This window comes from Streptomyces tailanensis, assembly GCF_008386495.1.
Lineage (GTDB): Bacteria > Actinomycetota > Actinomycetes > Streptomycetales > Streptomycetaceae > Streptomyces > Streptomyces tailanensis.
The window spans coordinates 1-21262 of record NZ_VTHJ01000100.1 but is presented as its reverse complement, the minus strand read 5'-3'; the positions used below and the strand labels follow the sequence as shown (position 1 = coordinate 21262).

Below are 21262 nucleotides of genomic sequence, written 5' to 3'. Positions count from 1 at the left end.
AGGGCACCGCAAGCCCGCGAGCCGACCATCACACGATCGAGTTAAAGCGGCCTTGTGCGGACTCCTCGCCCCGCGCCTCAGCCGACTGCCGGACGGTCTTCCCGACGTACGACGCCAGCGCCGGATCGGAGACCCCCGAGATCTCGACGGTGTCCCACTCGACCGGCACCCCGTGGCACCCGTCGGCCCCCACCACCTCCATGTGATGCCGGATCCGTACGGCAGTGTCCGCGTCCTCCAGCCGCGCCAGGACCGCCTCCGGCCCGCCCTCGCCCGCCCAACTGGGCAGGAGCGCCGCGAGGGTGGTGGAGCCCGGGGTGTACGGATACGTGTCGAGGGTGATGTCGGCCCCGGCGTCCAGCGCCTCGTCGAGGAGGGCGAGCAGCTCCGGGGCCCGACCCTTGTTGACGCCGAAGTTCATGGTGGCGTGGGCACAGGTGCAGGGCGCAGCCGGCCTCCCGCGTCAGGGCGACCATCTCCTCGTACGCCTGGAGCGCGCCCGCCCCGTACGAGCGGTGATGCGGGCAGTAGAAGCCGCCATAACCGGCGACCACCCGGCACAGCTCGGTGAGTTCAGCTGTCTTGGCGTACATGCCCGGCGTGTAGATCAGCCCCGACGACATGCCGACGGCGCCCTCCCGCATCCCCGTGGCCACCAACTCCCGCATACGGTCCAGCTCTTGAGGCGAGGCCTTCCGGTCCTCCCACCCCATCGCCAGCATCCTTACGGTGCCCTGCGGGACGAGGTACGCGGCGTTGACGGCGATGCCCTCGCCGGCGAAGCCGTGGTCGAGCCGGTCCAGGTACTCGCCGACCGACCGCCAGCCGAAGTCGATGTCCTCCCCGTACCCGTTCCACCCGGTGATCGCCCGGCGCACCTCGCCGAGCGTCCGCTCGTCGGCCGGCGCGTACGACAGCCCGTCCTGCCCGATGACCTCCAGGGTGACCCCTGCGCGACCTTGGCACTGTGGTCCGGGTCGCGCAGCAGGGCCAGGTCGCTGTGCGCGTGCATGTCGAAGAACCCGGGGGCGAGGACGAGCCCCTCGGCGTCGATCACACGCCCCGCGGTGGGCCGCTGACACCCTGCGGCGGCGGCCTCCTTGACGATGGAGGCGATCCTGCCGTCCTTCACGACTACATCGGCGCGGTAGGAGGGGGCGCCGGAGCCGTCGACGACGTCGGCGTCACGGAAGACAAGGTCCACTTCCGGGCTCCGCCCGAGCCGTCTCGTTTCCCGCGCTCCGCGCGGTGCTTACCCACCCATTCCACCCGTCTCTCCCTGGTGGCACCGGCTCCGCCGGAGAGCCCCTAAAAGAACGTGCGGACGTAGTCCGTCACCGTTCCGTCCGCCTCCACCACCGGAATCAGCTGCCACTTGTCGAACGACGTGCACGGATGCGACAGCCCCAGCCCCACCCAGTCCCCGACCGAAAGCTCAGCCTCCGCCGCCGTACGCAGCCACGCGTGCTGGTCGGACAGAGAGGTGACCGTGATCCCCTCCGCGTCCCGAACCGCACCCGTACCGACATCCCGCACCACTTCCACCGACGGCAGATCGAGGTCGTACGCGGCGTCGCGCTTGCCGGCGTTGGCGAAGGCCTGCTCGTCGGACGGGCGGGAGACCACCTGGGCCCAGAGCCGGAAGGCGGACTCCAGGGCGCCCTCCTCGGGGACACGGTTGAACGGAGTCACCCGCCGGTAGTGCCCGACATCGTGCGAGAGATAAGCCCCCGACCGCAGCAACTTCCGTACAGGCACGGAGAGTTCGGGAATCCCGGCGAACACCTCGGCCACGGCATCGAACCACGCGCTACCGCCCGCGCTCACCACCACCTCCTCCAGCCCCGCGAACCGCCCCGCCTTGTCGAGGTCGACGGCCAGACCGACAAGCCGGCGCAGCCAGGCCCGCACACGCCCCGGATCCGCGTCCGGCACCTCACCCTCGTACCCGGCCACCCCCACGAGCCGTAGCGTGCCGGCCCCCGCCACCGCGTCCGCGACGGCCGCGCACTCCGCCTCCGTCCGAACCCCGGTACGCGCGCCCTCACCCGCCGCAAGCTCCACGACCACGTCCACCGGACGCGCGGAACCCCGTAGCGCCGCATCCATCAATTCGACCCCCCGCACGGAGTCGACGTAACAGACGAGCCGGAACGACGGATCGGCGGCCAGCTCACCCGCGATCCACCGCAGCGCCACCGCATCCACCACCTCATTGGCGAGGAACACCCGCTGAATGCCGAACTCCCGCGCCACACGCACCTGATGGGGAACGGCGAGCGTGATCCCCCACGCCCCCCGCTCGATCTGCCGCCAGAACAACCGCGGCGCCATCGACGTCTTCCCGTGCGGGGCGAAGGACAGCCCATGACGCACCGCGTATGTCTCCATCAGCGCCAGGTTGTGCTCCAGCCGCTCGGCGGACAGCGCGAGCACCGGCGTGGTGAACCCACCGGTGAACAGATTCCGCCGCTGACCGGCGAGCTCGGCCACCGTCAGGCCGTCGGCGTCCGGCGGGAGGCCCTTGAAGCGGTGATCGACACGTTCGTCGGCCAGGCGGGCGAGGGCTTCGGCGGCCATGGAGCCTCCCTGATCAGGGGCGTTGCGCATATTGCATCGCGCATTGCGTATGTCGATTTCTGCTGTCTAACATCTCGGCCAACACGGGGTCAACGGAGCCACCAACACCGCACCACAACAAACCGATCAGGCCCCGGAGGAGGTACGCATCCCGTGAGTCAGACCGTCGACAGAGCGCTGAGCATCCTGCCGCTGCTCGCCGAGGGCCCCGCCGACCTCGGCCAGGTCGCCGACCGCCTCGGCGTCCACAAATCCACGGCCCTCCGCCTCCTGCGCACGCTCCACGAACACGGCCTCGTCTACCGCCAGCCCGACCAGCGCTACCGCCTCGGCGCCCGCCTCTTCACCCTCGCCCAGGAGGCCGTGGAGAACCTCGACATCCGCGAGATCGCCCACCCCCACCTCGTACGCCTGGGCGAACAGTGCGGCCACACCGTCCACCTCGCCGTCCACGAGGAGAACGAGGTCCTCTACATCGACAAGGTGGAGAGTCGCTACCCGGTCCGCATGTATGCCCGGCTCGGCAAACCGGTCGCCATCACGGTCGCTGCCGTGGCGAAGCTGCTCCTCGCCGACCTCCCCGAACCCGAGGGCCGCGCCCTCGCGGAGAAGCTCGACTACCCCATGTACACGCCCCGTTCGACCCCCAACGCCCCCGCCTTCCTCAAGGAGCTGGCGAAGGTCCGCGAACAGGGCTGGGCCACCGACCTCGGCGGCCACGAGGAGTCCATCAACTGCGTCGCGGCCCCCATCCGCGGCGCCGACGGCCGGGCCGTCGCCGCGATGTCGGTCTCCGCCCCCAACGTCGTCGTCACCGCCGACGAACTCCTCACCCTGGTCCCGCTGGTACGCCGTACGGCGGACGAGATCAGCGGCGAGTACTCAGGCAGAACTCCGGGGAAGGATCCCGCATGACCGAAAAGATCGCCCTCACCCCGAAGAGCCACACCGCACCCCCCGCGAAGTTCTCCCACGGCGCCAAGAAGGGCAACATCCTCCAGGTCGCCGGCCAGGTCGGCTTCCTCCCCGCGGCAGAGGGCCAACCCCCCACCACCGCCGGCCCCACCCTCCGCGCCCAGACCCTCCAGAGCCTCGCCAACGTCAAGGCGATCCTGGAGGAGGGCGGCGCCACCTAGGACGACGTGATGATGATCCGCGTCTACCTCACGGACGTGGACCACTTCGTGGAAATGAACGCGATTTACAACGAGTACTTCGAAGAACACCTGACGGCAGCCCCCGCAGCCCGCACGACGGTCTACGTCGGCCTCCCGGCAGGCCTGCTGATCGAGATCGACGCGCTGGCAGTGCTGGACGCCTGAAATCCAAGCTGTCGCGCAACCCAGATGCGGACATATGCCGGGCCCGACTGTTCCCGGCACAGGGTCGTCGACCATACTGCCCGCTGTGGAGCAGCGCATTGGTTCGAACAGCCAGCCCCTGGCCGCCGCCGCGGTCGACCCGTCGCACATCCCCGGACTCACGGCACCCGTGTCCGTGAAGAAGGAGAAGCAGGAGGAGCCGGAGGACAACAAGCCGACGGAATCCGCCGAGCCGGCGGAGACCGCAGAGGCCGACGAGGCTGCCCCGGAGCAGGAGGAGGCCACCGAGGCCTCCGACGAGAAGGCCGCCGACGAGGACGCGAAGGACTCGTCCGAGGACGATGAAGACGACACCGACGATGCGGACGACACCAACGAGGTGGACGACGCGGACGATGCCGACGACGCGGACGACGAAGCGACCGACGGCCCCGTCTTCGAGGCGTCCGACCGCCGCGCGAAGATCGTCGCCGACAGCAAGGGCGTACGGCTGAAGCTGGACGACCAGGATTGCGAGTTCCGCTGGGACGAGATCGGCGCGATCGAGACGGAGTCGCCGCGCTTCGGCAAGCGTTTCACCGTCACGGTCCACACTCCCGACCGCCGCTGGTACCCGATCGAGATCGAGGCGAAGGCGAAGGCGGAACACACGGAGTGGGAGACCAGGATCGACGAGGTCCTGGACGCGTACTTCGAGGACGGCGACAGCGCCCCGTAAGGGGCGCGGGGAACTGCGCGACCGGTCACAGCCGGCCCGCAGTTCCCCGACTACCTCATAACCGCGGCCTCAGCTGCAGTACTGGGCTTCCTTGCCGATCGACCGGTACATACAGTCCGAGTTCTCCAGCAGCTGCAACACCGCGTCCCGGTTCCGTGAGGTCTCCCGCTCGATGACCTCATCGGGCGGGTAGAACCCACCCCCGCCCGCCGACGACGGATACATCTCGAACGTGTAGCCGAAGATCTTCTGGCTGCCCCACAGCCAGTCGTCGATCGACCCGTCGGTGATGTAGAGGTCACTGGACTGCTCGGGCGTGTACCCGTTGCTGGCGGCCATCTTCCCGCCGACCGTCGCGAACGCGTTGCGGTCGTCGGCCGTCATCCCCGTCGTGGTGTCGGCGGTCGTGTACCCGAACGGCCACAGCACGAGCTCGCTGTACGTGTGGAAGTCGATGCCGGCCTTGATCTGCTGGACACCGCCGACGACCCGGCTGCGTACGAAGTTGGCGACGACCTTCACCTCGGGTGCCGACTCGGCGGCCGACCCCCGGTAGGTGTCCGAGGACGTGGAACCGGAGGAGCCGCCGCAGCAGCCCCAGCGATAGTTCCAGTTGCGGTTGAGGTCGGTGCCGACGTACGACGAACCGCTGTTGGGCTGGCGGTTCTTGCGCCAGGAGCGGTACGAGCCGGTGGCGATGTCGTACTCGCCGCCGTCCGGGTTGAGGTCCGGGACGATCCAGATCTCGCGGTTGTTCACCATGTTGGTGACCCGGGAGTCGGTGCCGTAGTCGGAGGTCAGCTCATTGAGCAGGTAGAGCGCCATCTCGACGGTGAGGTGCTCACGGGCGTGCTGGTGGTGGGTGAACAGCACCTCGGGCTCGGCCTCGTCGGTGCCGACGTTGTCGCTGATCTTGATGGCGACGATGTTCCGGCCCTGGTACGAGGTGCCGATGACCCGCTGGCTGGCGATGGAACTGTTCGCCGAGACGACGGAGTTGATCTCGTTCGTCATCTCCGCGTAGTTGTGGTAGCGGGAGTCGGCGGACGGGAAGTCGAAGAGCCGTACGTCGTCCTCGCCGTTCGACCGGTCCGGGACCGCGCCGAGCGGCGTGACCTCGTAGCCCTGTTGCTCCAGCTTCTTGATCTGGTCCGCGCGGCCGGAGATGAAGACCGTGTGGTCGTCGGCGTCGTCCACCGTCACGCCGGACTTCTGGAGCGCCGTACGGGACTTGCTGTCCGAGTGCATGTGGACTTCGTACTGGCGGATGTCGTCCGCCGAGGCCTTCGGCCGTTCGGCGCTGGTCGCCGTCGCGTCCGTGGTGGTCGCGGCGATCGGGGCCGAGAGGGCCATCGCCAGCAGGGTGGCGAGGGCGGCCGAGCGGCGCGCTGTTCTCCTGCTCGCGGACCTCTTGCTCGCGCCGCCGGGCGTCGCCGCCCTGCCGCGTATGCGGAGTCGCATGAAGTCTCCTACTTTCTCCGGGGATTCCGGGGTCTCCGGAAGTGGGGAGTGGAGCGGGGGGTGGATCCTTGCGACGTGCCTCGGACCTGCCGGTGACCGTGGGGTGTCCGGCGGGCCCTGGTGCGGGTGTGGCGCTCATGGTGCGGCTCTGGCATGACCTGGTCAAGAGTGGGGGTCGCTCACGTGGGGCCCGCGTGGCCGGAAGGGGCCGGAAAATGGCCGAGGTTGAGGCCGGAAGGCCCGACGGCGAGGCCGGAAGGCCCGACGGTGGCGAGCTGCGCAGTGTACGCAATGTAGCCCTCTCCACAAGCCTCACCGCGAAAGTGCACCCGCAGGTGTGAACCCCAGATGCGATGAGGTGCGAACCCGGCGACAGTAAGGGTCCGCACAAGGGGAGCCCCACCCTCCGGCTTCTCTCACCACACCACAGAGGACTGGCTGATCATGGGCGGATCAGCACCGAGGGGCGGCCCCCTCCCCGTCGAGACGACCACCTTCGTCGACCGGCATCACGAACTCGCCGAAGGGCGCCGCCTGTTGACCAGGAGCCGACTGGTCACGCTCACCGGCCCCGGTGGCGTCGGCAAGACCCGGCTGGCCGCCCGCCTCGCCGCCCGTACCGAACGCGCCTTCCCGGACGGCGTCCGCTTCGTCCCCCTCTCCGGCCTCCACGACCCCGCCCTGGTCCCCCTGGCCACCGCCGAGGCACTCGGCCTGCGCGAGCACCCGCGTGACGACCTGCGCGAGCACCCGCGTGACGACCCGCGCGGCAACTCCCCAACCCGCCGCCCCTCGCTCGACGCCCTCGTCCAGCACGTGCGCGACCGCCGGCTCCTCCTCGTCCTGGACAACTGTGAACACCTCCTGCCCGCCTGCGTGGACCTCGCCGCCGCCCTCCTGCGCGGTACCACCGGCATCCGGATCCTCGCCACCAGCCGCCACCGCCTGGCCCTCACCGAGGAACACCTCCTGGAGGTACGCCCGCTCCCGGTCCCCGACCCGGACGGCGACCTCTCCGACACCGCGCCGCACCCGGCGCTCGCCCTCTTCGCCGACCGGGCCGCCGCCGTGGTCCCGGGCTTCACCCTCACCCCGGCGAACCGCGCCTCCGTGGCTCGCCTCTGCCGCCGCCTCGACGGCCTCCCCCTCGCCATCGAACTCGCCGCCGTCCGCCTCCGCGTCCTCGGCGTCGACCAGCTCCTCGAACGCCTCGAACGCCTCGAACGCTTCGACGACCGCTACCGCCTCCTCGCCGCGGGCAGCCCCGGCGTCCCGCCCCGCCACCGCACCCTCCGCGCGGCCGTCGACTGGAGCCACGACCTCTGCACCCCCGAGGAACGGACGGTATGGGCCCACGCTTCCGTCCTGCCCAGCGCCTTCGACCTGGAGACGGCAGAGAGCGTGTGCGCGTACGACGGCGAGGCGCACCACGGCGGCTCGTACGACGGCGAGGCGTACGACGGCGAGGCGCACCACGGCGGCTCGTACGACGGCGGCTCGTACGACGGCGGTTCGTACGACGTCCTCGAAGCCGTCGCCGGTCTCGTCGACAAGTCCGTGCTGGTCCGCGAGGAGCACCGGGACGGAACCGTCCGCTACCGCCTCCTCGACAGCCTCCGCCACTACGGCCTCGACCTGCTCCGCCGAACCCCCGGCGCGGAGGCGGCCGCCCGCCGGCGCCAGCGCGACTGGACGCAGCGGCGGGCGACGGCGTACGAGCGGGCCTGGTCGGAGCCGAACCGGCTGAACCGGCCGAACCAGCGGGAGATCGCCGCCCGCCTCCGCGCCGACCAGGACGACCTGCGTACGGCGCTGGAGTTCAGCCTCAGCACCCCCGGCGAGGCCCTGGCCGGACTGCGTCTCGCGGGCAGCCTCTGGTTCTACTGGCATGCCTGCGGGGCGCCGAGGGAAGGCCGCTACTGGCTCGACCGCGCCCTGGAGGCCGGCCCCGAACCCACCCCCGAACGGGCCCGAGCCCTCTGGGCGGCAGGCCTCCTCCTGACCGACTGCCCCGAGGCCGGCACCCACGCCCACCGCCGCGCCCGTCGACTCGCCACCGAGGCCCGCGAACTCGCCCTGACCCTCGGTGAGTCGACCGAGGCCGCGCACGCCGAGCACGTACTGGGCCGGACCCTCCTCCTCGGCGACGACCTCCCCGCGGCCCTCGCCCACTACGAGGCCGCCGTCACCCGCACCGCCCCCGGCCGACTCCCCGGCAGCGAAGCCCTCCAGGCCCTCCAGGCCCTCGACCGTATCGAACTCGCCCGCGCCCTCGCTCTCCTGGGCCACACCGACCGTGCCGTCGACGTCTGCGAACAGACCCTCCGCCGCTGCGAACGGCAGGGCGAGGAGTGGGTACGGTCGTACGCCCTCCGTGCCCTGGCCCTCACGTACACCGTGCGCAAGGAGTGGCGGCGGGCGGAATCCCACGCCCGCGAGGCGCTGCGCCGAGGGCTTGCCGTCCACGACGTCACCGGCCTCGCGCTCACCCTCGACCTCCTGATCGCCGTCACGACCGCACGCGGCGCCCACGAACGCGCGGCCGTCCTCCTCGGCGGCGTCGACCGCATCCGGGCCGACCTCTCCGACCACCACCGCCCCACACCGACGGACGCGGCGACCGACCTCCGCCGATCCCTCGGCCGGGCCCTCTTCGAGCGTGCCCACCGAAGAGGCCGCACCATGGCCCTCGACGAGATCGTGTCGTACGCGCTCCAGCAACGCGCCGAGGAGCGCCCCGAGCAGCCCTCCGAGGGTCTCGAACCCTCCGCTGAAGGTCCCGAACCCCCCGCCCCGCTCACCGCCCGTGAGACGGAAGTCGCCCTTCTCGTCGCCGAAGGCCTCGCCAACCAGCAGATCGCCGACCGGCTCGTCATCGCCCGCCGCACCGCCGAGGGTCACGTCGAGCGCATCCTCAGCAAACTCGGTTTCCACAACCGCAGCCAGATCGCCGCATGGGCGACGGCCCAGACCCACCTCACGGCCCGCCGCTGAAGCCGGAACGAAGCCGGACCCATGCGCGTGAAGCCGGGCCCATGCGCGCGGCGGCCACGGTGGAGCGTATGCCGCACACGGCCCCGTACTTCCTATCAACCTCTTTACTCCGCCATTTACGGACGTACCCGGGCGGAAAACAGGTATATGCACCCTGGGAATCAGGTATTCCTCCCCGTGTGCGGCGCCCCCGGCCGGGCAACTCTGGAGGCATGCTGCAACTCTCCGGGGGGCTCCTTCCGGATTCCGGCCCCCATTTCGCCTCGTACCCCCAACCGCCCATGGGTGCGGGCCACTTGACCGTCGAGTACGACCCCCGTCCCACCGCCGCCGCGGAAGCGCGTGCGGCGGTGCGCAGGCAGTTGGAGGGCTGGGGTCTCCTCGACCAGACCGAGACGGCGGAACTCTTAGTGAGCGAGCTCGTCACCAACGCCCTGGTGCACGCCGAGAGTCGGCTGAAGCTGACTCTGTCGGCGGCCCACGGCGTACTGCGGTGCGAGGTGTCGGACGCCGACGGCCGTCCACCGCGGGTGAGCCAGGCCACGGAGATATCGGAGAGCGGCCGAGGGATGTTCCTGGTGGAGGCGCTCGCCGGGCGCTGGGGCTGCCATCAGGACGGGCCGGGCAAGACCGTGTGGTTCGAGCTCGGCACGTGCGGGCTGGACGGCTGTGGTCGGCGACAGCCGAAGTAGCCCGTGAGTTCCGGAGAGCCGCACCTCTCGGCCGCCCCGGAACAACAGCCCGGGCCCCGGCGGCACGCCCAGCCGCCGGGGCCCGTCCCGTCCGAACCAGTGGTACGGCCATCATCGACCACGCGCGGGGCGATTACGGGTACCGTCCCGGAATCATCAAGATCACCGCCGTTTTCCTTCACCGCACGCCCTCTTGTGTCCACCCCGTCTTTACGCTTTCTTGATCCGCATGGCGGACACCACGGACAACACAGCCACCGGCCCTGGCTCCGGCTCCGGCTCGGGTTCCAGCTCCAGCTCCGGTTCCGGGAAGGGCACTTCGGCGCCCCGCAAGTCCAGTTGGAAGTACATCGGCCCCGGCATCGTCGTCGCCGCGACCGGCGTCGGCGCCGGCGATCTGGTCGCGACCCTGATCGCGGGCAGCAACTTCGGCTACACCCTGCTGTGGGCGGCCGTCATCGGCTGTCTCGTCAAGATCTCCCTCGCCGAGGCGGCCGGCCGCTGGCATCTGTCCACCGGCCGCACCCTCTTCGACGGCTGGGCGAGCCTCGGCCGCTGGACGACGTGGTTCTTCGTCGTCTACGTCGTGATCTGGGGCTTCGTGTACGGCGCGGCCGCGATGTCGTCCAGCGCCCTGCCGCTCCAGGCGCTGTTCCCGGACGTCATGGACCTCAAGTGGTGGGCCGTCCTGTGCGGACTGTCCGGTCTGGTCTTCGTCTGGTTCAACAAGTACGCGGTCTTCGAGAAGGTCATGACGGTCCTCGTGGGCGTCATGTTCGTGGTGACCGTCTACCTCGCGATCCGCGTCACGCCCAACCTCGCGGACGCGGTGGCGGGTCTGCTCCCCGTCCTGCCCGACGAGGAGGACTCGATCCTCAACACCCTCGGCCTGATCGGCGGCGTCGGCGGCACGATCACGCTGGCCGCGTACGGCTACTGGGTCAACGCCAAGGGCTGGACGGACACCGGCTGGATGAAGATCATGCGGCTCGACAACCGGGTCGCGTACGCCACCACCGGCATCTTCGTGATCGCGATGCTCTTCGTCGGCGCCGAGCTGCTGCACTCCGCGAACGTCGCCATCGCGAGCGGCGACAAGGGACTGATCCAGCTCGGCGACATCCTGGCGGACGAGTACGGCTCGGCCACCGCCAAGTTCTTCCTCATCGGCTTCTTCGCCACCTCGTACACCTCGCTCATCGGCGTCTGGCACGGAGTGAGTCTGATGTTCGCGGACTTCGTGGCGCGCTACCGGAAGAAGAGCGAGGTCAAGGGCGCGGAGGTCGCCTCCGGCGCGCGCGAACGGTCCTGGCCCTTCCGCGCGTACCTCCTCTGGCTGACCTTCCCGCCCATCATCCTGCTCTTCCAGGGCCAGCCCTTCCGCCTGATCATCCTCTACGGCGTCCTCGGCGCCGCCTTCCTCCCCTTCCTCGCCGGCACCCTCCTCTGGCTCCTCAACTCCTCCCGCACACCCAGGGAATGGCGCAACGGCCTCGTCAGCAACGCGATGCTCGCGATCGCCGGCCTGCTCTTCCTGATCCTGGCCGTGAAGCAGATCTGGGACCAGGACTGGGCGGACTTCTTCTAGCACAGAGAGTGGGGGAGGGGGTTGGGACGCATGCGCCCCAACCCTCTTGGCCCCAACCCTCTTGGCCCCCAACCCTCTTGGCCCCCAACGCCCTCGGCCTAGCCGACGAGCGTCTTCCACTTCTCGCTCGTGGCGATCTCCTCCAGCTGCGCCAGAGTGAGCGCGGGGGTGTCGCGGGTCGCGGCGGTGTGCTGGGCGCCGGAGTTGAAGGCGCTGATCACGACGCGGAGCCCGTCGGTGCGGAGGGTGTCCACGGTCCACATGACGACGCCCGCGCCGCCCTTCTCCCCGGGTCCCTGCTGCGTGGTGACAATCGTGCCGTCGGGGAGGGTCTCGGCGTCGGGCCCGAACAGCGTGTCGGCCAGGTCCTGCATCCCCGGCTGCACATTGATCTGCACCAGGCTCTGCCCCTTGCCGTCGTCGAGGACGACATACGCGAAGTCGGTCTCCTGACCGCCCTTCGACACCACCTCGGGCCCCTCCGGCAGCAACCCCGTCAACGTCTTCTGGATCGCGTCGCCTGCGACCGTCGGCGGGTCGACGGAGGTGCCGCCGGTGGAACCGGACTCTGGTGACTCCGTCGACGACGTCTCCTTCTCCTCGGGCACCTTCGCGTCCTCCGGAATGGCGTCGATGGCCTTACGCCAAGCCCCGTCCAGGACGATCGTCTTCAACTGCGCGGGGGACAAGGGAGGTTCGTCCCGGGTGACCGGGGCGTCCTTCTGAGCCTCGGCGTTCCACTCCATGACGCTGACCTCGTAACCGTCGGGGGTCACCAGTTCCGCATGCCAGAACTTGGTGTCCACGCGGCGGTCCGGGTACTCGTAGCCCTGGAAGAGCATCAACCGCGAGCCGTCGTCCAACGTGCTCTCCTCGCAGGAGTCGAACTCGACGAACGCCTTGTCCGGGCACTCGGTCAGCTGCCGGGCCTGCTCACTGTCCGCCTCGATCCGCCCGAGCCCGACCTGCACGGCCGCCCCGCCGTCCCCGTCGTCGAACACGACTTGTACGTACGGCCCCAGCTCCGAGTCCGCGCCCCGCGCTTCCTCCCTGCTGAACTCCCCTTGCGGGAGCAGGTCCTTGAGCGTTCGGATGAGGTCGGCGCCGGACACCTTGCCGTCGTCGTCCTTGACCGGCGGCAGCGAGGGCCGCGCGGCCACGGACTGCTCACCGCCCGTGCCCCCGCCGCCCGGCAGGAGCAGCGCCCCGCTCACCCCGACGAGCGCGATCCCGGCGACCCCGCCCAGCACGGCCGCCCGGCGCCGGAACAGCAGCCTCCGGCCGCGTACGGCACCGCCGCTGACGAGGGCGTGCCGATCGGTGTCGAAGTCACCGCCGGCCTGGCGCAGGGCGGCGCCGAGCCTGCACTCGAAGGGGTCGTCGTACGGGCCTTCGTGCTGGTCAATGGGCATGATGAACCGCCGTTTCTGGGTCTGGGCCGGAGTGTGTGTGCCGGAGTCTGCGTGTTGATGCCGGTCGGCGTTCTGAAGGCGCTCAGGGAGGGACGTACTCACCGCTCAGGGAGTGACGTACTCACCGATGCCGTCCCCCAGCAACACCCGCAGCCGGGCGAGGGCGCGCACGCAACGCGTCCGTACCGCCGACGAGCTGGCGTTCATCGCCGCGGCGGTCTCCTCGATGGACCGGTCCTCCCAGTAGCGCAGGACGACCACGGCCCGGTCCTTGGCGGGCAGTTGGGCCAGCGCCTCGACGAGGGTGAGGCGCAGCGACGCGTCGGATCCGGGCGCCGCGGGCACGTCCGGGATCACATCCGTGGCCCGCTCCTTGCTGCTGCGTCGCCGCTGGTGCGCGAGGAACGTCCTGGTGAGCACGGTCTGCGCGTACCCGGCCGGGTTGTCGGCCCGCCGCACGCGCCCCCACTTCACGTACAACCGCCCGAGCGTCTCCTGCACCAGATCCTCGGCGAGATGGGTGTCCCCGCCGGTGAGCAGACACGCGGAGCGGTACAGATGCCCCGCGCGCGCCGCCGCGAACTCCTGATAACCGTCCGCGCGGACTTGTCTCATCTGTGGCTCCCCCTGGGTGAGCTCCGGCTTCTCACTTCATTGATGCGGTGGCCCCCGGGGAATGTTTCACGGGCGGGAGGGATACGGTGCCGTACGCATCACGCTGAGACAGACACAGGGGACGAAGGACCATGCAGCAGCCAGGCCAGGACGGTCAGCCACAGCCGCCGACGCCCCCACCCGTGGCCCCACCGCCCGGCTTCGGCCCACCGCCCCAGCCGTACGCGCAGCCGGGCCCGCCCCAGGGTCCTCCGCAGGGCCCGCCACCGGGGGCGCCGCAGCAGCCGTACGCCTATCCGCAGGCAGCCCAGCCGCCGCAGCCCTACGGGTACCCGGGGGCGGGGGCGCCGGCCGCCGAGGGACCGGAGTTCCTGGCTGTCGACCGCCACAACTCCATCGTCGTCGACGCCTCCGGCGTCGCCTTCGAGGACCACGGCATATCCATCGACTTCCCCTGGCCGGAGGTCCGCAGCGTCCACTACAAGGCGAGCCCCAACGCCAAGGCGCTCATGGTCGCCGTCATCCTCCTCGACGGTCGCTTCTACGAGTGCACGGTCGAGGCCAAGCCCCGCGAACGACTCCACCAGTGGTTCGGGCACTTGGCCCATGTGCTCGGCTACTACCGGCCGATGGGGTAGGGGCGGTTGGACGCTCGGCGTCGGGACGGGTTACGTGAAGAGGCAGCAACGGCCATCCGGCGATCGTGGTGAACGCCTCGGGTGTGACGGTCCGCCGCTCGACGGGTACGAGCTTCTCGGCGAACGAGACCTGGACCAGCGGCCGTGACCCGTCACGTCGGCGAAAGCACCGAAGGGGGCCGCGTTGCCGTAGTACGGGTTGGTCGGGGTCGTGCGGCCCGTTCGGCGGCCCAGATCGTCATACGTGTACGTCAGTTTGCGGTCGTCGACCGTCTCCGAGCGCACCAGGCCGAAGCGGTCGCGCAGGATCGTCAGCGTCGTGCCGTCCGGGCCTGTCGCCTGGGCGAGTTGGTCCGTCATGTCGTAGGCGTACGTGGTGACGTCGCACGCCGCGTTCTTGCGGAGTACCTCGCCCAGAGCATTGCGCTCGAACGACACCACCTGGCCGAGCGCGTTCGTGCGGGACGTCGGGCGGCCCGCCGCGTCGTACTCGTAACTCCACGTCAGCCCCTGCGGGTTGGTGACCTTCGTCAGCCGTAGCTCCTGGTCGTGTTCGAACTCGTGGCGTACGCCGTCCGGGCCCGTCCGGGCCCGTCAGCAGGTCGGAATGGGTGTACTCGAAGTGCGAGACGCCACCCATGGGGTTGGTGTGTGTTGCAGTTGCCCTCGCCGTCGTACGTCCATGACTCCGTGGTGCCGTCGGCGGCGGTGCGGCGGGCGAGGCGGCCCTCGATCGTCCACTCCAACCGGGTCGCCGCACCCGTGGGGTCTGTGACGGCGACGGGTCTGCCGAAGGGGTCACGCTCGTAGCGGGTGACCGCGCCCAGTGGGTCCGTGATCTCCAGAGGGAGGCCGGCGCGGTCGCAACGGATCATTGCCGTGTGGCCGAGGGGGTCCGTCACGGCGGTCAGGTGGCCCGATGCGTCGTACGTGAAGTGGGTGGGTGTGGTTCGTCGGGCCGGTCACCGACGTTCGGTTGCCCCGTTCGTCGTACGTCCGGCGGATGACCGTGCCGTCCGGGTTCACCACCCGTACCGGCAGGCCGAGTTCGTTGTATTCGGCCTTCGCCTCGCGGCCGTCGGGGCCGTCGGGGCGTACGACGACGGTCGGATTGCCGGCCTCGTCGTAGTGGAACGTGGTCGTGTGGCCGAGGGTGCCGGCGTCGCCGGGCTCGGTCGAGCGCCGACGTCAGTCCGCCGTGCCCCAACTCCAGGCCGGACGCGCCAGATCGGCAAAGCCGCAGCCCACGCTCGCTTCGCCGATCATGCCGAGTTCGCGGAGTTCCGGCATCGCCAGGTTGATGCCCTCGGTGATCAGGGCCAGGCCCTCGACCTGGAGGTCCTTGGCGCCGCCACCGCCGCCACCGTCGTTCATCTGGGCAACTTCCCGTTCTTGTCAGTCCGGTCGGCATCGGGCAGGTCCGTCGTACCGCCGTCCACCGCCGCCGCGTCCGGCACGATGCCCCGCACCGGTGGGAACAGCGCGCCCTCGCCGTCGCTGCCGACGTCCAGAGCCACTCCGTACGGCACCGGCATGGCCGGGATCGCCACATCCAGCAGACGGGCGCCCAGGACGCGGTCGTACGTCCACTCCCGTGCGTCTTCGCCCCTTGCGATGGCGAATTGGGCCAGGTGTGGTTCGTCCGAGAAGGCGTAGATCCAGCGGATGCCGCCGAAGTCGGCGGTCAGGGGTGAGCCGTCGTCGGAGAGGGGGAGGAGGACCGCCGTACGGCGGAACTCGCCGAGCAGGGCGGCGGCTTCGCGTCGGCGACGGTGGACGAGGGGCGCGTCGGAGGCGGGGAGCCGACAGAGGGCGGGTCCAGGTCCGGCTACGACTTCTGAGGGATGGTCATGTTCGCGTAGTCGGCGATCCTCGACCGGCGTACGCCGTCTGCCGTGCCGTCGACTGACCCCCGCTCAGGCATGCGTGCGATCATCGCATTGGCGTACTGCGGGCTGCAACGCCGGTGCCTTTGCCGTCGCGCAGAACGCCCTGTAGGAAGCCCGTAGTCAAGAGGGGGAAGCATGTCGTTCGGGCCGTCGCCCGCGGGGTTCGGGCCGGCTGCCGCGCCGGCCGACTGGATCGCGCCGACCGCTGTCGAGGAGGCGTTGTTCGAGGCCAAGGGGCGGGGGGACTGGGCGGCCTACTTCGATGTGCTGGCGCGCAGTTGGATCTACTTCGAGATCGAGCGGGACGGGGCGGACGCGACGCCCAGCAAGACGTATGCCGTGTTCGGGCACGATCGGCGGGTCGTGGGAGGGCGGGTCTGGGCGGTGTTCACCGAGGGGATGCTGCCCGCGCCGGAGCCGCAGCGAGTGTTCAGCCGTGAATCGCTGGGGTGGTTCGCTCGTGTGTGGGTGCCTGCTGATCCGCCGATGATCGTGGTCAATCCCGGAAGTCCGTGCGAGGCGTTTCTGCCCGCCGCGCCTCCGCACTCCGCGGCCTGGGCGCAGCACTCCGACCGGGTGGGGCGTCCCTCGAACTCGGCCGCGCTGCGGGCGCTCCGGGTCGGCGGTCCCCTGCACGGCCCCGTCGCCCATGGGCTGGCCTGCGGCGCGCTGCTGTGCGTCAACAACGGCTCCCTGTGGAACGCCATGGCCTGGCACGGCACCGGCTATCACGGTGAGCGCCGACGCCTCCGCGAATGGTGGGGCATCACCACGCCGGAGGAGTGGCAGTACCACCTCCGCAGCCTCCTGGCCTGTGAAGCGTCCAGCTCCGTCTGGGAGTTCGCCCTCGGGCTGCGCCGCACCATCGCGCGCGACTTCGGAGGGCACGTCGACGTGGCGTACTGGAAGCAGGCCGCCGCGAACGTGCTGCGCGCCAACGCCGGTGGATCGATCGTGCTGGGCCCCGACGGGGTGACGAAGACCGATCCGCGTCCCGAGTCGGAGACCGAGGCGCGGATCGAGGGCGTACAGCGGCTCATCGGGCGCATCACCCGCTACGAGGCCCGGATGCGCGCCGACGGGGTCCTCGACGAGGGGCGGTACGTTCCGTCCGTCGAAGCGTGGGATCTCGGCCGTGCCTCCAAGATGGCCCGATGGGGTCTCGGCGCGAGGTTAGGGACCTTGCGGGAGGCCGAGGTCGCCGTCATCGAGACGGGGCGGAAGTCAGCCCTTGAGTACCGGTCCTGGCAGGACTTCTCCGCCGGTTACATCCTCGGCCGCTGCCTCCACTTCGACGAGGAGGAGTTCGGCGAGTGGTACACGGACATGGTCGACGCCCACCGGATTCTGATGTCGGATCCCGGCAGCCCTTGGCTCAACATCCCGTTCCGGTAGCCGACAGCAGCGTCGATGTGCGCCACAGCGGCCGTCAATACTTCCGCGTGAGCCCCGTTCACCCGTCCGGGTGCTCCCAACCCCCGCTCCCGGCTGCCGAGTTGAGGCATATGCGTCTCACTCTGTGTGGATACGGCCCCCACCTTCCGTGAGTCGATCAAGAAGATTCGGTGTTGATAGGGGCATGCCGTGGATATGGTGCTGATGCAAGACGATGCAGGAGAGACGTCGACGCACACGTCAGACGTCAGACCTCACAGGGGCCATCTGCGGCGGTGGTCGACCGCCCCCGCCGCAGTGAACGGGGTGGTGTGCAGCGTGCCGACCGCGATAGCCGTCACCAGTTCCGATCTGGTGCTCCCACCGCACGACCGGCAGACCCCGCCCGCAGTCGTACAGCCACAGGAGACCCTCGAAAGCTCCCTGCTCGGCATGCACGCGCTCATCGAGCAGCACGGTTACGTCATCGCCCTCCACCCCCGCGCCGGGACGACGCCGGAGGAGCGGGCGGTCACCCGGCGGCTGCACACCGTGCGCTCCGTGCTGGAGAGCGACCGCATCGCGCTGCTCGGCGTCGATCTGCCGCCCCTCGGAACCGCCCTGCTGGCCCAGCAGTTGCGCCAGCTGTCCATGTGCGACTTCAGCCCGGGGGTGCTCGCCTCCTCCGTACGCCTCCTCGCGCACTACATCTACGCCGGCGCCCTCCTCGGCTCGGTCGCCAAGCTCGATCGGGTGCCGGTCACGCTCAAGTCGCACGCCAAGTCATGGGTGCCGGGCGCCCAGTTCGCCGTACTGGCGGGGCCGCGCCCCCAGCTCGTACGCCTCGGTGCGGCGCAGGAACCGCTCGCCGGGCCGGAGTTCGGCACCCGGCTGCTGGTCGCCCAGGGGCCACAGCCGCCGTCCGACTGGGTCACCGTGACGCTCGCGCCCGCCTGGCAGGTGCAGGCCGTCGCCACGGTGCCGCTGCCCGAGGGGTCCACGCGCTGGTGGGGGACCGGGAAGCTCGTCGAGTTCGCCGCCGGGCTCTCCGACGTCTCCGTGCTCTACCAGCTCGTGTCGTCCGTACGCCGCGAGACGTGCCACTGGTGCGGACTGGAACTCATCGGCGACCGCTGCGGCTTCTGCGCGGCCCCGCTACGAGAACCGGAACCCGCACCCCCGGTCCGAGCGCTGCCGCGGGGGGCCACATGACAGACGTACGACAACTGCACAGCCCGTAAGGCAGCCCAGCCGCCCGATCCCGTCCGCCCCCCGCCCCGATCGAGGTTGCACGCGCATGAACTCACGCCAGCGCCGTGGCGTCATCCTGCTGGTCCTCTCGGCCCTGTGCGCCCTGGCCGCCTTCGCCGGAGTGCTCTCGGTGATCCGTGACGTGAACTCGAAGGTCGGGCCGGAGGTGACGGCGTACCGGCTGAAGAAGGACATCGCGCCGTACAAGGAGCTGACGGCGAGCCAGTTCGAGGCGATCTCGATGCCCGAGCGGTGGCTGTCGGAGACGGCGGTCACCGATCTCGGGCAGATCCGCGGGAAGATCGCCGTCACGCAGTTGGAGAAGGGCTCGCTGCTCCAGTCCGACATGATCGTCGACCGGCCCGAACTCGACCCCGGCCAGCAGGAGATCGCGATCCTGATCGACGCGTCGACCGGTGTCGCGGGGAAGATCAACCCAGGCTCGCGGGTCAACATCTACGCCACGTTCGAGGAGAAGGACAGCGACTCGGGCAAGGACACGTCCAAGCTGATGGTCGCCGACGCCCGCGTGATCGACGTCGGCAAGCTCACCCCCCTCGAACCGAACCAGTCCAGCAGCGACCGCCGCCGTACGGCGACCGAGGCCGTCCCGATCACCTTCGCCCTCGACACCGCCGACGCCCAGCGCGTCGCGTTCGCCGAGTCGTTCGCGGAGCACGTCCGGCTGGCCCTGGTCGCGGGCGGCGGCGAAGCCACCGTGGTCCAACCGGACGACCGTTCGTACACCCTCGACGAGGACAAGCAGGAGGCCGCGCGATGAGGTCGGTACGGGATGGCCGTACGACGATGCCTCGAACGAGGGTGTGTCGAATGCCCCTGCGACTGGGTGTGCGGTCGGGTACGTGGCTGGGCATGCTGCTGAGGAGGAGGCGCATCTGGGAGGCAGAGGCGCCTGAAGCGGCCGCCGCACCTCCCGGCTCCACCGCTGTCACCCTCACCCCCACCGGAACGGGGCCGTGCCGATGACCATCCGCATCCTCCCCGCCGTCGGGGACATCGACTCGGCCCGCGCGTTCACCACCCTGCTCAGCCAGCTGGCCGACGCCGAACCGGCGCCGCCCGTGTCCGACTCCACCGCCCTGCTCGACACCCTCGCGCGGCTCGCCGCCGAGTCGTTGGACGAGCTGCCGGAGGTGGTGCTGGTCCACGAACGGATCGGCCCCGTCCCCGCGTTGGACCTGGTCCGCGACCTGGTCCTGCGGTTCCCGGCGGTCGGCGTCGTCCTCGTCACCTCCGACACCAGCACCGGCGTCCTCACCGCCGCCATGGACTCCGGCGCCCGCGGCATCGTCAACCTCCCCCTCTCCTACGACGCCCTCGCCGAACGCGTCCAGGCCGCCGCCGCCTGGTCGGCCGGGATGCGCCGCCACCTCGGCAGCAGTACGCCCGAGCTGTACACGGGCCCCGGCGGCACCGTCGTCACGGTCAGCGGAGCCAAGGGCGGCGTCGGCGCCACGGTCACGGCGGTCCAACTCGCGCTGGCGACACGGGCGTCGGGCCGTACGGTGGCGTTGCTCGACCTCGACCTGCAGTCCGGGGACGTGGCCTCGTACCTGGACGTGCAGTTCCGCCGTTCGGTCGCCGACCTCGCCGGCATCACGGACATCAACCAACGGGTCCTCCAGGAGGCGGTGTACGCCCACGAGACCGGGATCGCCCTGCTCCTGGCCCCCGCCGAGGGCGAACGCGGCGAGGAGGTGACGGACCGGGTCGCCCGCCAGGTCCTGGCCACGCTCCGCTCCCGCCACGACGTCGTGATCGTCGACTGCGGTTCACAGATGAACTCGGCGACCGCGGCGGCCGTGGAGATGGCCGACCAGGCCCTGCTCCTCGTCACTCCGGACGTCGTCGCCATCCGCGCCGCCAAACGCATGGTCCGCCTCTGGGACCGCCTCCAGATCCGCAAGGCGGAAGAAACCCTGACGGTCGTCAACCGCCACTCACGCGGTACGGAGATCCAGCCGTCCCTCGTCGAGAAGGTCACCGGCACGAGGGCCGCCCGCAACGCGGTCCCCGCCGCCTTCAAGGACCTCCAGTCGGTGGTGGACGCGGGCCGCCTCCAGGACCTCGACGCCCGCTCCACCGTCAAACAGGCCCTGTGGGCGCTGGCGGGGGAGCTCGAACTGGTCACGGCTCCGGAGGGCGGTGGTGGCCGCCGCCGCAGGGCCTCCGCCGATCGGGGCGCCCTCGTCCTCCGCCGCAAGGGCGGCGACCGCGGCTCGGTCACCCTCGAATTCGCCGGGATGTTCCCCCTCCTCCTGGTCGTCATGACGATCCTGTGGCAGGCCGCGCTCTACGGCTACACGTACTCCCTCGTCGGCAACGCCGCCGACGAGGCCGCCCGCGCCGCCACAGCCGCGTTCGCGGTGGACGGCGACGTCGCGGGCGCCTGCGAGACCGCGGGCACCGCCAACCTCCCCGGCGCCTGGGCAGACACCAGCGTCAACTGCGCCGCCGAGGGCCCCGTCATGCGAGCCGAGGTCGAGGCCAACGTCCCCCTCTTCTTCCCCGGCTTCGACGCCGGCTGGACGGTCAACGGCGAGGCGGGCGCAGCCCTGGAAGGGGACACGGAATGACCCCGCTCACCCTCGCACTCCGCCCCCCGAAGCCCCCGCCCAGCGACGACACCGGTCACACGCAACCCCGTACGGCGGGGCGGCCGCGTATGGACGCGGGGAGAGGTGCCGAGTTCGCGGAACCCCGTACG

At 70.4% G+C, this 21262-nt stretch carries 15 protein-coding genes and 4 pseudogenes; 11 read left to right on the top strand and 8 right to left on the bottom strand.

The features are described 5' to 3' along the window. Window positions 1–61: 61 nt before the first annotated feature. Together F3T56_RS42855 and F3T56_RS42850 are read right to left on the bottom strand one after the other, a co-directional pair. Window positions 62–1204, bottom strand: a pseudogene (locus F3T56_RS42855) (N-acyl-D-amino-acid deacylase family protein); the annotation flags it as partial. A 104-nt stretch (window positions 1205–1308) separates the two neighbouring features. Next, window positions 1309–2580, bottom strand: coding sequence for an alanine racemase (locus tag F3T56_RS42850; protein ID WP_149830890.1), 1272 nt, complete (start codon window positions 2578–2580; stop codon window positions 1309–1311). A gap of 153 nt (window positions 2581–2733) precedes the next feature. Here F3T56_RS42850 and F3T56_RS42845 point away from each other — a divergent pair, with 153 nt between their 5' ends. The 3 genes and pseudogenes from F3T56_RS42845 (at window position 2734) to F3T56_RS42835 (ending at window position 4620) form a co-directional block, all read left to right on the top strand. Further along, window positions 2734–3495, top strand: a complete 762-nt coding sequence (locus F3T56_RS42845; RefSeq protein ID WP_149830889.1) for an IclR family transcriptional regulator — start codon at window positions 2734–2736, stop codon at window positions 3493–3495. Continuing rightward, a pseudogene (locus tag F3T56_RS42840) lies at window positions 3492–3902 on the top strand (RidA family protein). The gene F3T56_RS42845 and the pseudogene F3T56_RS42840 overlap by 4 nt, the downstream one beginning before the upstream one ends. Before the next feature lie 85 nt (window positions 3903–3987). Further along, window positions 3988–4620, top strand: coding sequence for a hypothetical protein (locus F3T56_RS42835; protein ID WP_149830888.1), 633 nt, complete (start codon window positions 3988–3990; stop codon window positions 4618–4620). Window positions 4621–4689: 69 nt separating this feature from the next. Here F3T56_RS42835 and F3T56_RS42830 read toward each other — a convergent pair whose 3' ends face one another. Continuing rightward, window positions 4690–6081, bottom strand: a complete 1392-nt coding sequence (locus tag F3T56_RS42830; RefSeq protein WP_149830887.1) for a M14 family metallopeptidase — start codon at window positions 6079–6081, stop codon at window positions 4690–4692. A 444-nt stretch (window positions 6082–6525) separates the two neighbouring features. Between F3T56_RS42830 and F3T56_RS42825 the strand changes: the two genes are divergently transcribed. The 3 genes from F3T56_RS42825 to F3T56_RS42815 all read left to right on the top strand — a co-directional run bounded on the left by F3T56_RS42825 (window position 6526) and on the right by F3T56_RS42815 (window position 11355). Further along, complete coding sequence (locus F3T56_RS42825; protein ID WP_149830886.1) at window positions 6526–9075, top strand: ATP-binding protein; 2550 nt, start codon at window positions 6526–6528, stop codon at window positions 9073–9075. 281 nt (window positions 9076–9356) lie between these two features. After that, entirely contained in the window at window positions 9357–9767 is a 411-nt protein-coding gene (locus F3T56_RS42820; protein ID WP_149830891.1) for an ATP-binding protein, read from the top strand. 229 nt (window positions 9768–9996) lie between these two features. After that, window positions 9997–11355, top strand: coding sequence for an Nramp family divalent metal transporter (locus F3T56_RS42815; RefSeq protein ID WP_149830885.1), 1359 nt, complete (start codon window positions 9997–9999; stop codon window positions 11353–11355). 98 nt (window positions 11356–11453) lie between these two features. Here the strand turns inward: F3T56_RS42815 and F3T56_RS42810 are convergent, their stop codons facing one another. Then, a complete protein-coding gene (locus tag F3T56_RS42810; RefSeq protein WP_149830884.1) occupies window positions 11454–12767 on the bottom strand; it encodes a hypothetical protein in 1314 nt (437 codons plus the stop codon). 105 nt (window positions 12768–12872) lie between these two features. Beyond that, window positions 12873–13382, bottom strand: a complete 510-nt coding sequence (locus tag F3T56_RS42805) for a SigE family RNA polymerase sigma factor (protein WP_149830883.1) — start codon at window positions 13380–13382, stop codon at window positions 12873–12875. Window positions 13383–13513: 131 nt separating this feature from the next. Between F3T56_RS42805 and F3T56_RS42800 the strand changes: the two genes are divergently transcribed. Then, window positions 13514–14020: a hypothetical protein gene (locus F3T56_RS42800; protein WP_149830882.1), complete on the top strand. Its 507-nt coding sequence runs from the start codon at window positions 13514–13516 to the stop codon at window positions 14018–14020. Window positions 14021–14221: 201 nt separating this feature from the next. On the opposite strand, the pseudogene F3T56_RS42795 reads toward F3T56_RS42800, so the two are convergent. The 3 genes and pseudogenes from F3T56_RS42795 to F3T56_RS50375 form a co-directional block, all read right to left on the bottom strand. Next, window positions 14222–15172 (bottom strand): annotated as a pseudogene (locus F3T56_RS42795) (type IV secretion protein Rhs); the annotation flags it as partial. A 22-nt stretch (window positions 15173–15194) separates the two neighbouring features. Further along, window positions 15195–15394: pseudogene (locus F3T56_RS42785) on the bottom strand (hypothetical protein); the annotation flags it as partial. After that, on the bottom strand, window positions 15391–15555 hold the full coding sequence (locus F3T56_RS50375) for a hypothetical protein (RefSeq protein WP_425473741.1): 165 nt from the start codon (window positions 15553–15555) through the stop codon (window positions 15391–15393). The gene F3T56_RS50375 and the pseudogene F3T56_RS42785, both read right to left, overlap by 4 nt. Window positions 15556–16044: 489 nt before the next feature. Between F3T56_RS50375 and F3T56_RS42775 the strand changes: the two genes are divergently transcribed. The 4 genes from F3T56_RS42775 (at window position 16045) to F3T56_RS42760 (ending at window position 21131) form a co-directional block, all read left to right on the top strand. Continuing rightward, window positions 16045–17304 (top strand): DUF1266 domain-containing protein, encoded by a 1260-nt coding sequence (locus F3T56_RS42775; protein ID WP_149830881.1) that lies wholly within the window; start codon window positions 16045–16047, stop codon window positions 17302–17304. A gap of 318 nt (window positions 17305–17622) precedes the next feature. Then, entirely contained in the window at window positions 17623–18495 is an 873-nt protein-coding gene (locus F3T56_RS42770) for a hypothetical protein (RefSeq protein WP_246204585.1), read from the top strand. Between the two features lie 85 nt (window positions 18496–18580). Continuing rightward, complete coding sequence (gene cpaB, locus F3T56_RS42765) at window positions 18581–19315, top strand: Flp pilus assembly protein CpaB (protein ID WP_149830879.1); 735 nt, start codon at window positions 18581–18583, stop codon at window positions 19313–19315. A 202-nt stretch (window positions 19316–19517) separates the two neighbouring features. After that, window positions 19518–21131: a CpaE/TadZ family protein gene (locus tag F3T56_RS42760; protein WP_149830878.1), complete on the top strand. Its 1614-nt coding sequence runs from the start codon at window positions 19518–19520 to the stop codon at window positions 21129–21131. Window positions 21132–21262 lie beyond the last annotated feature (131 nt).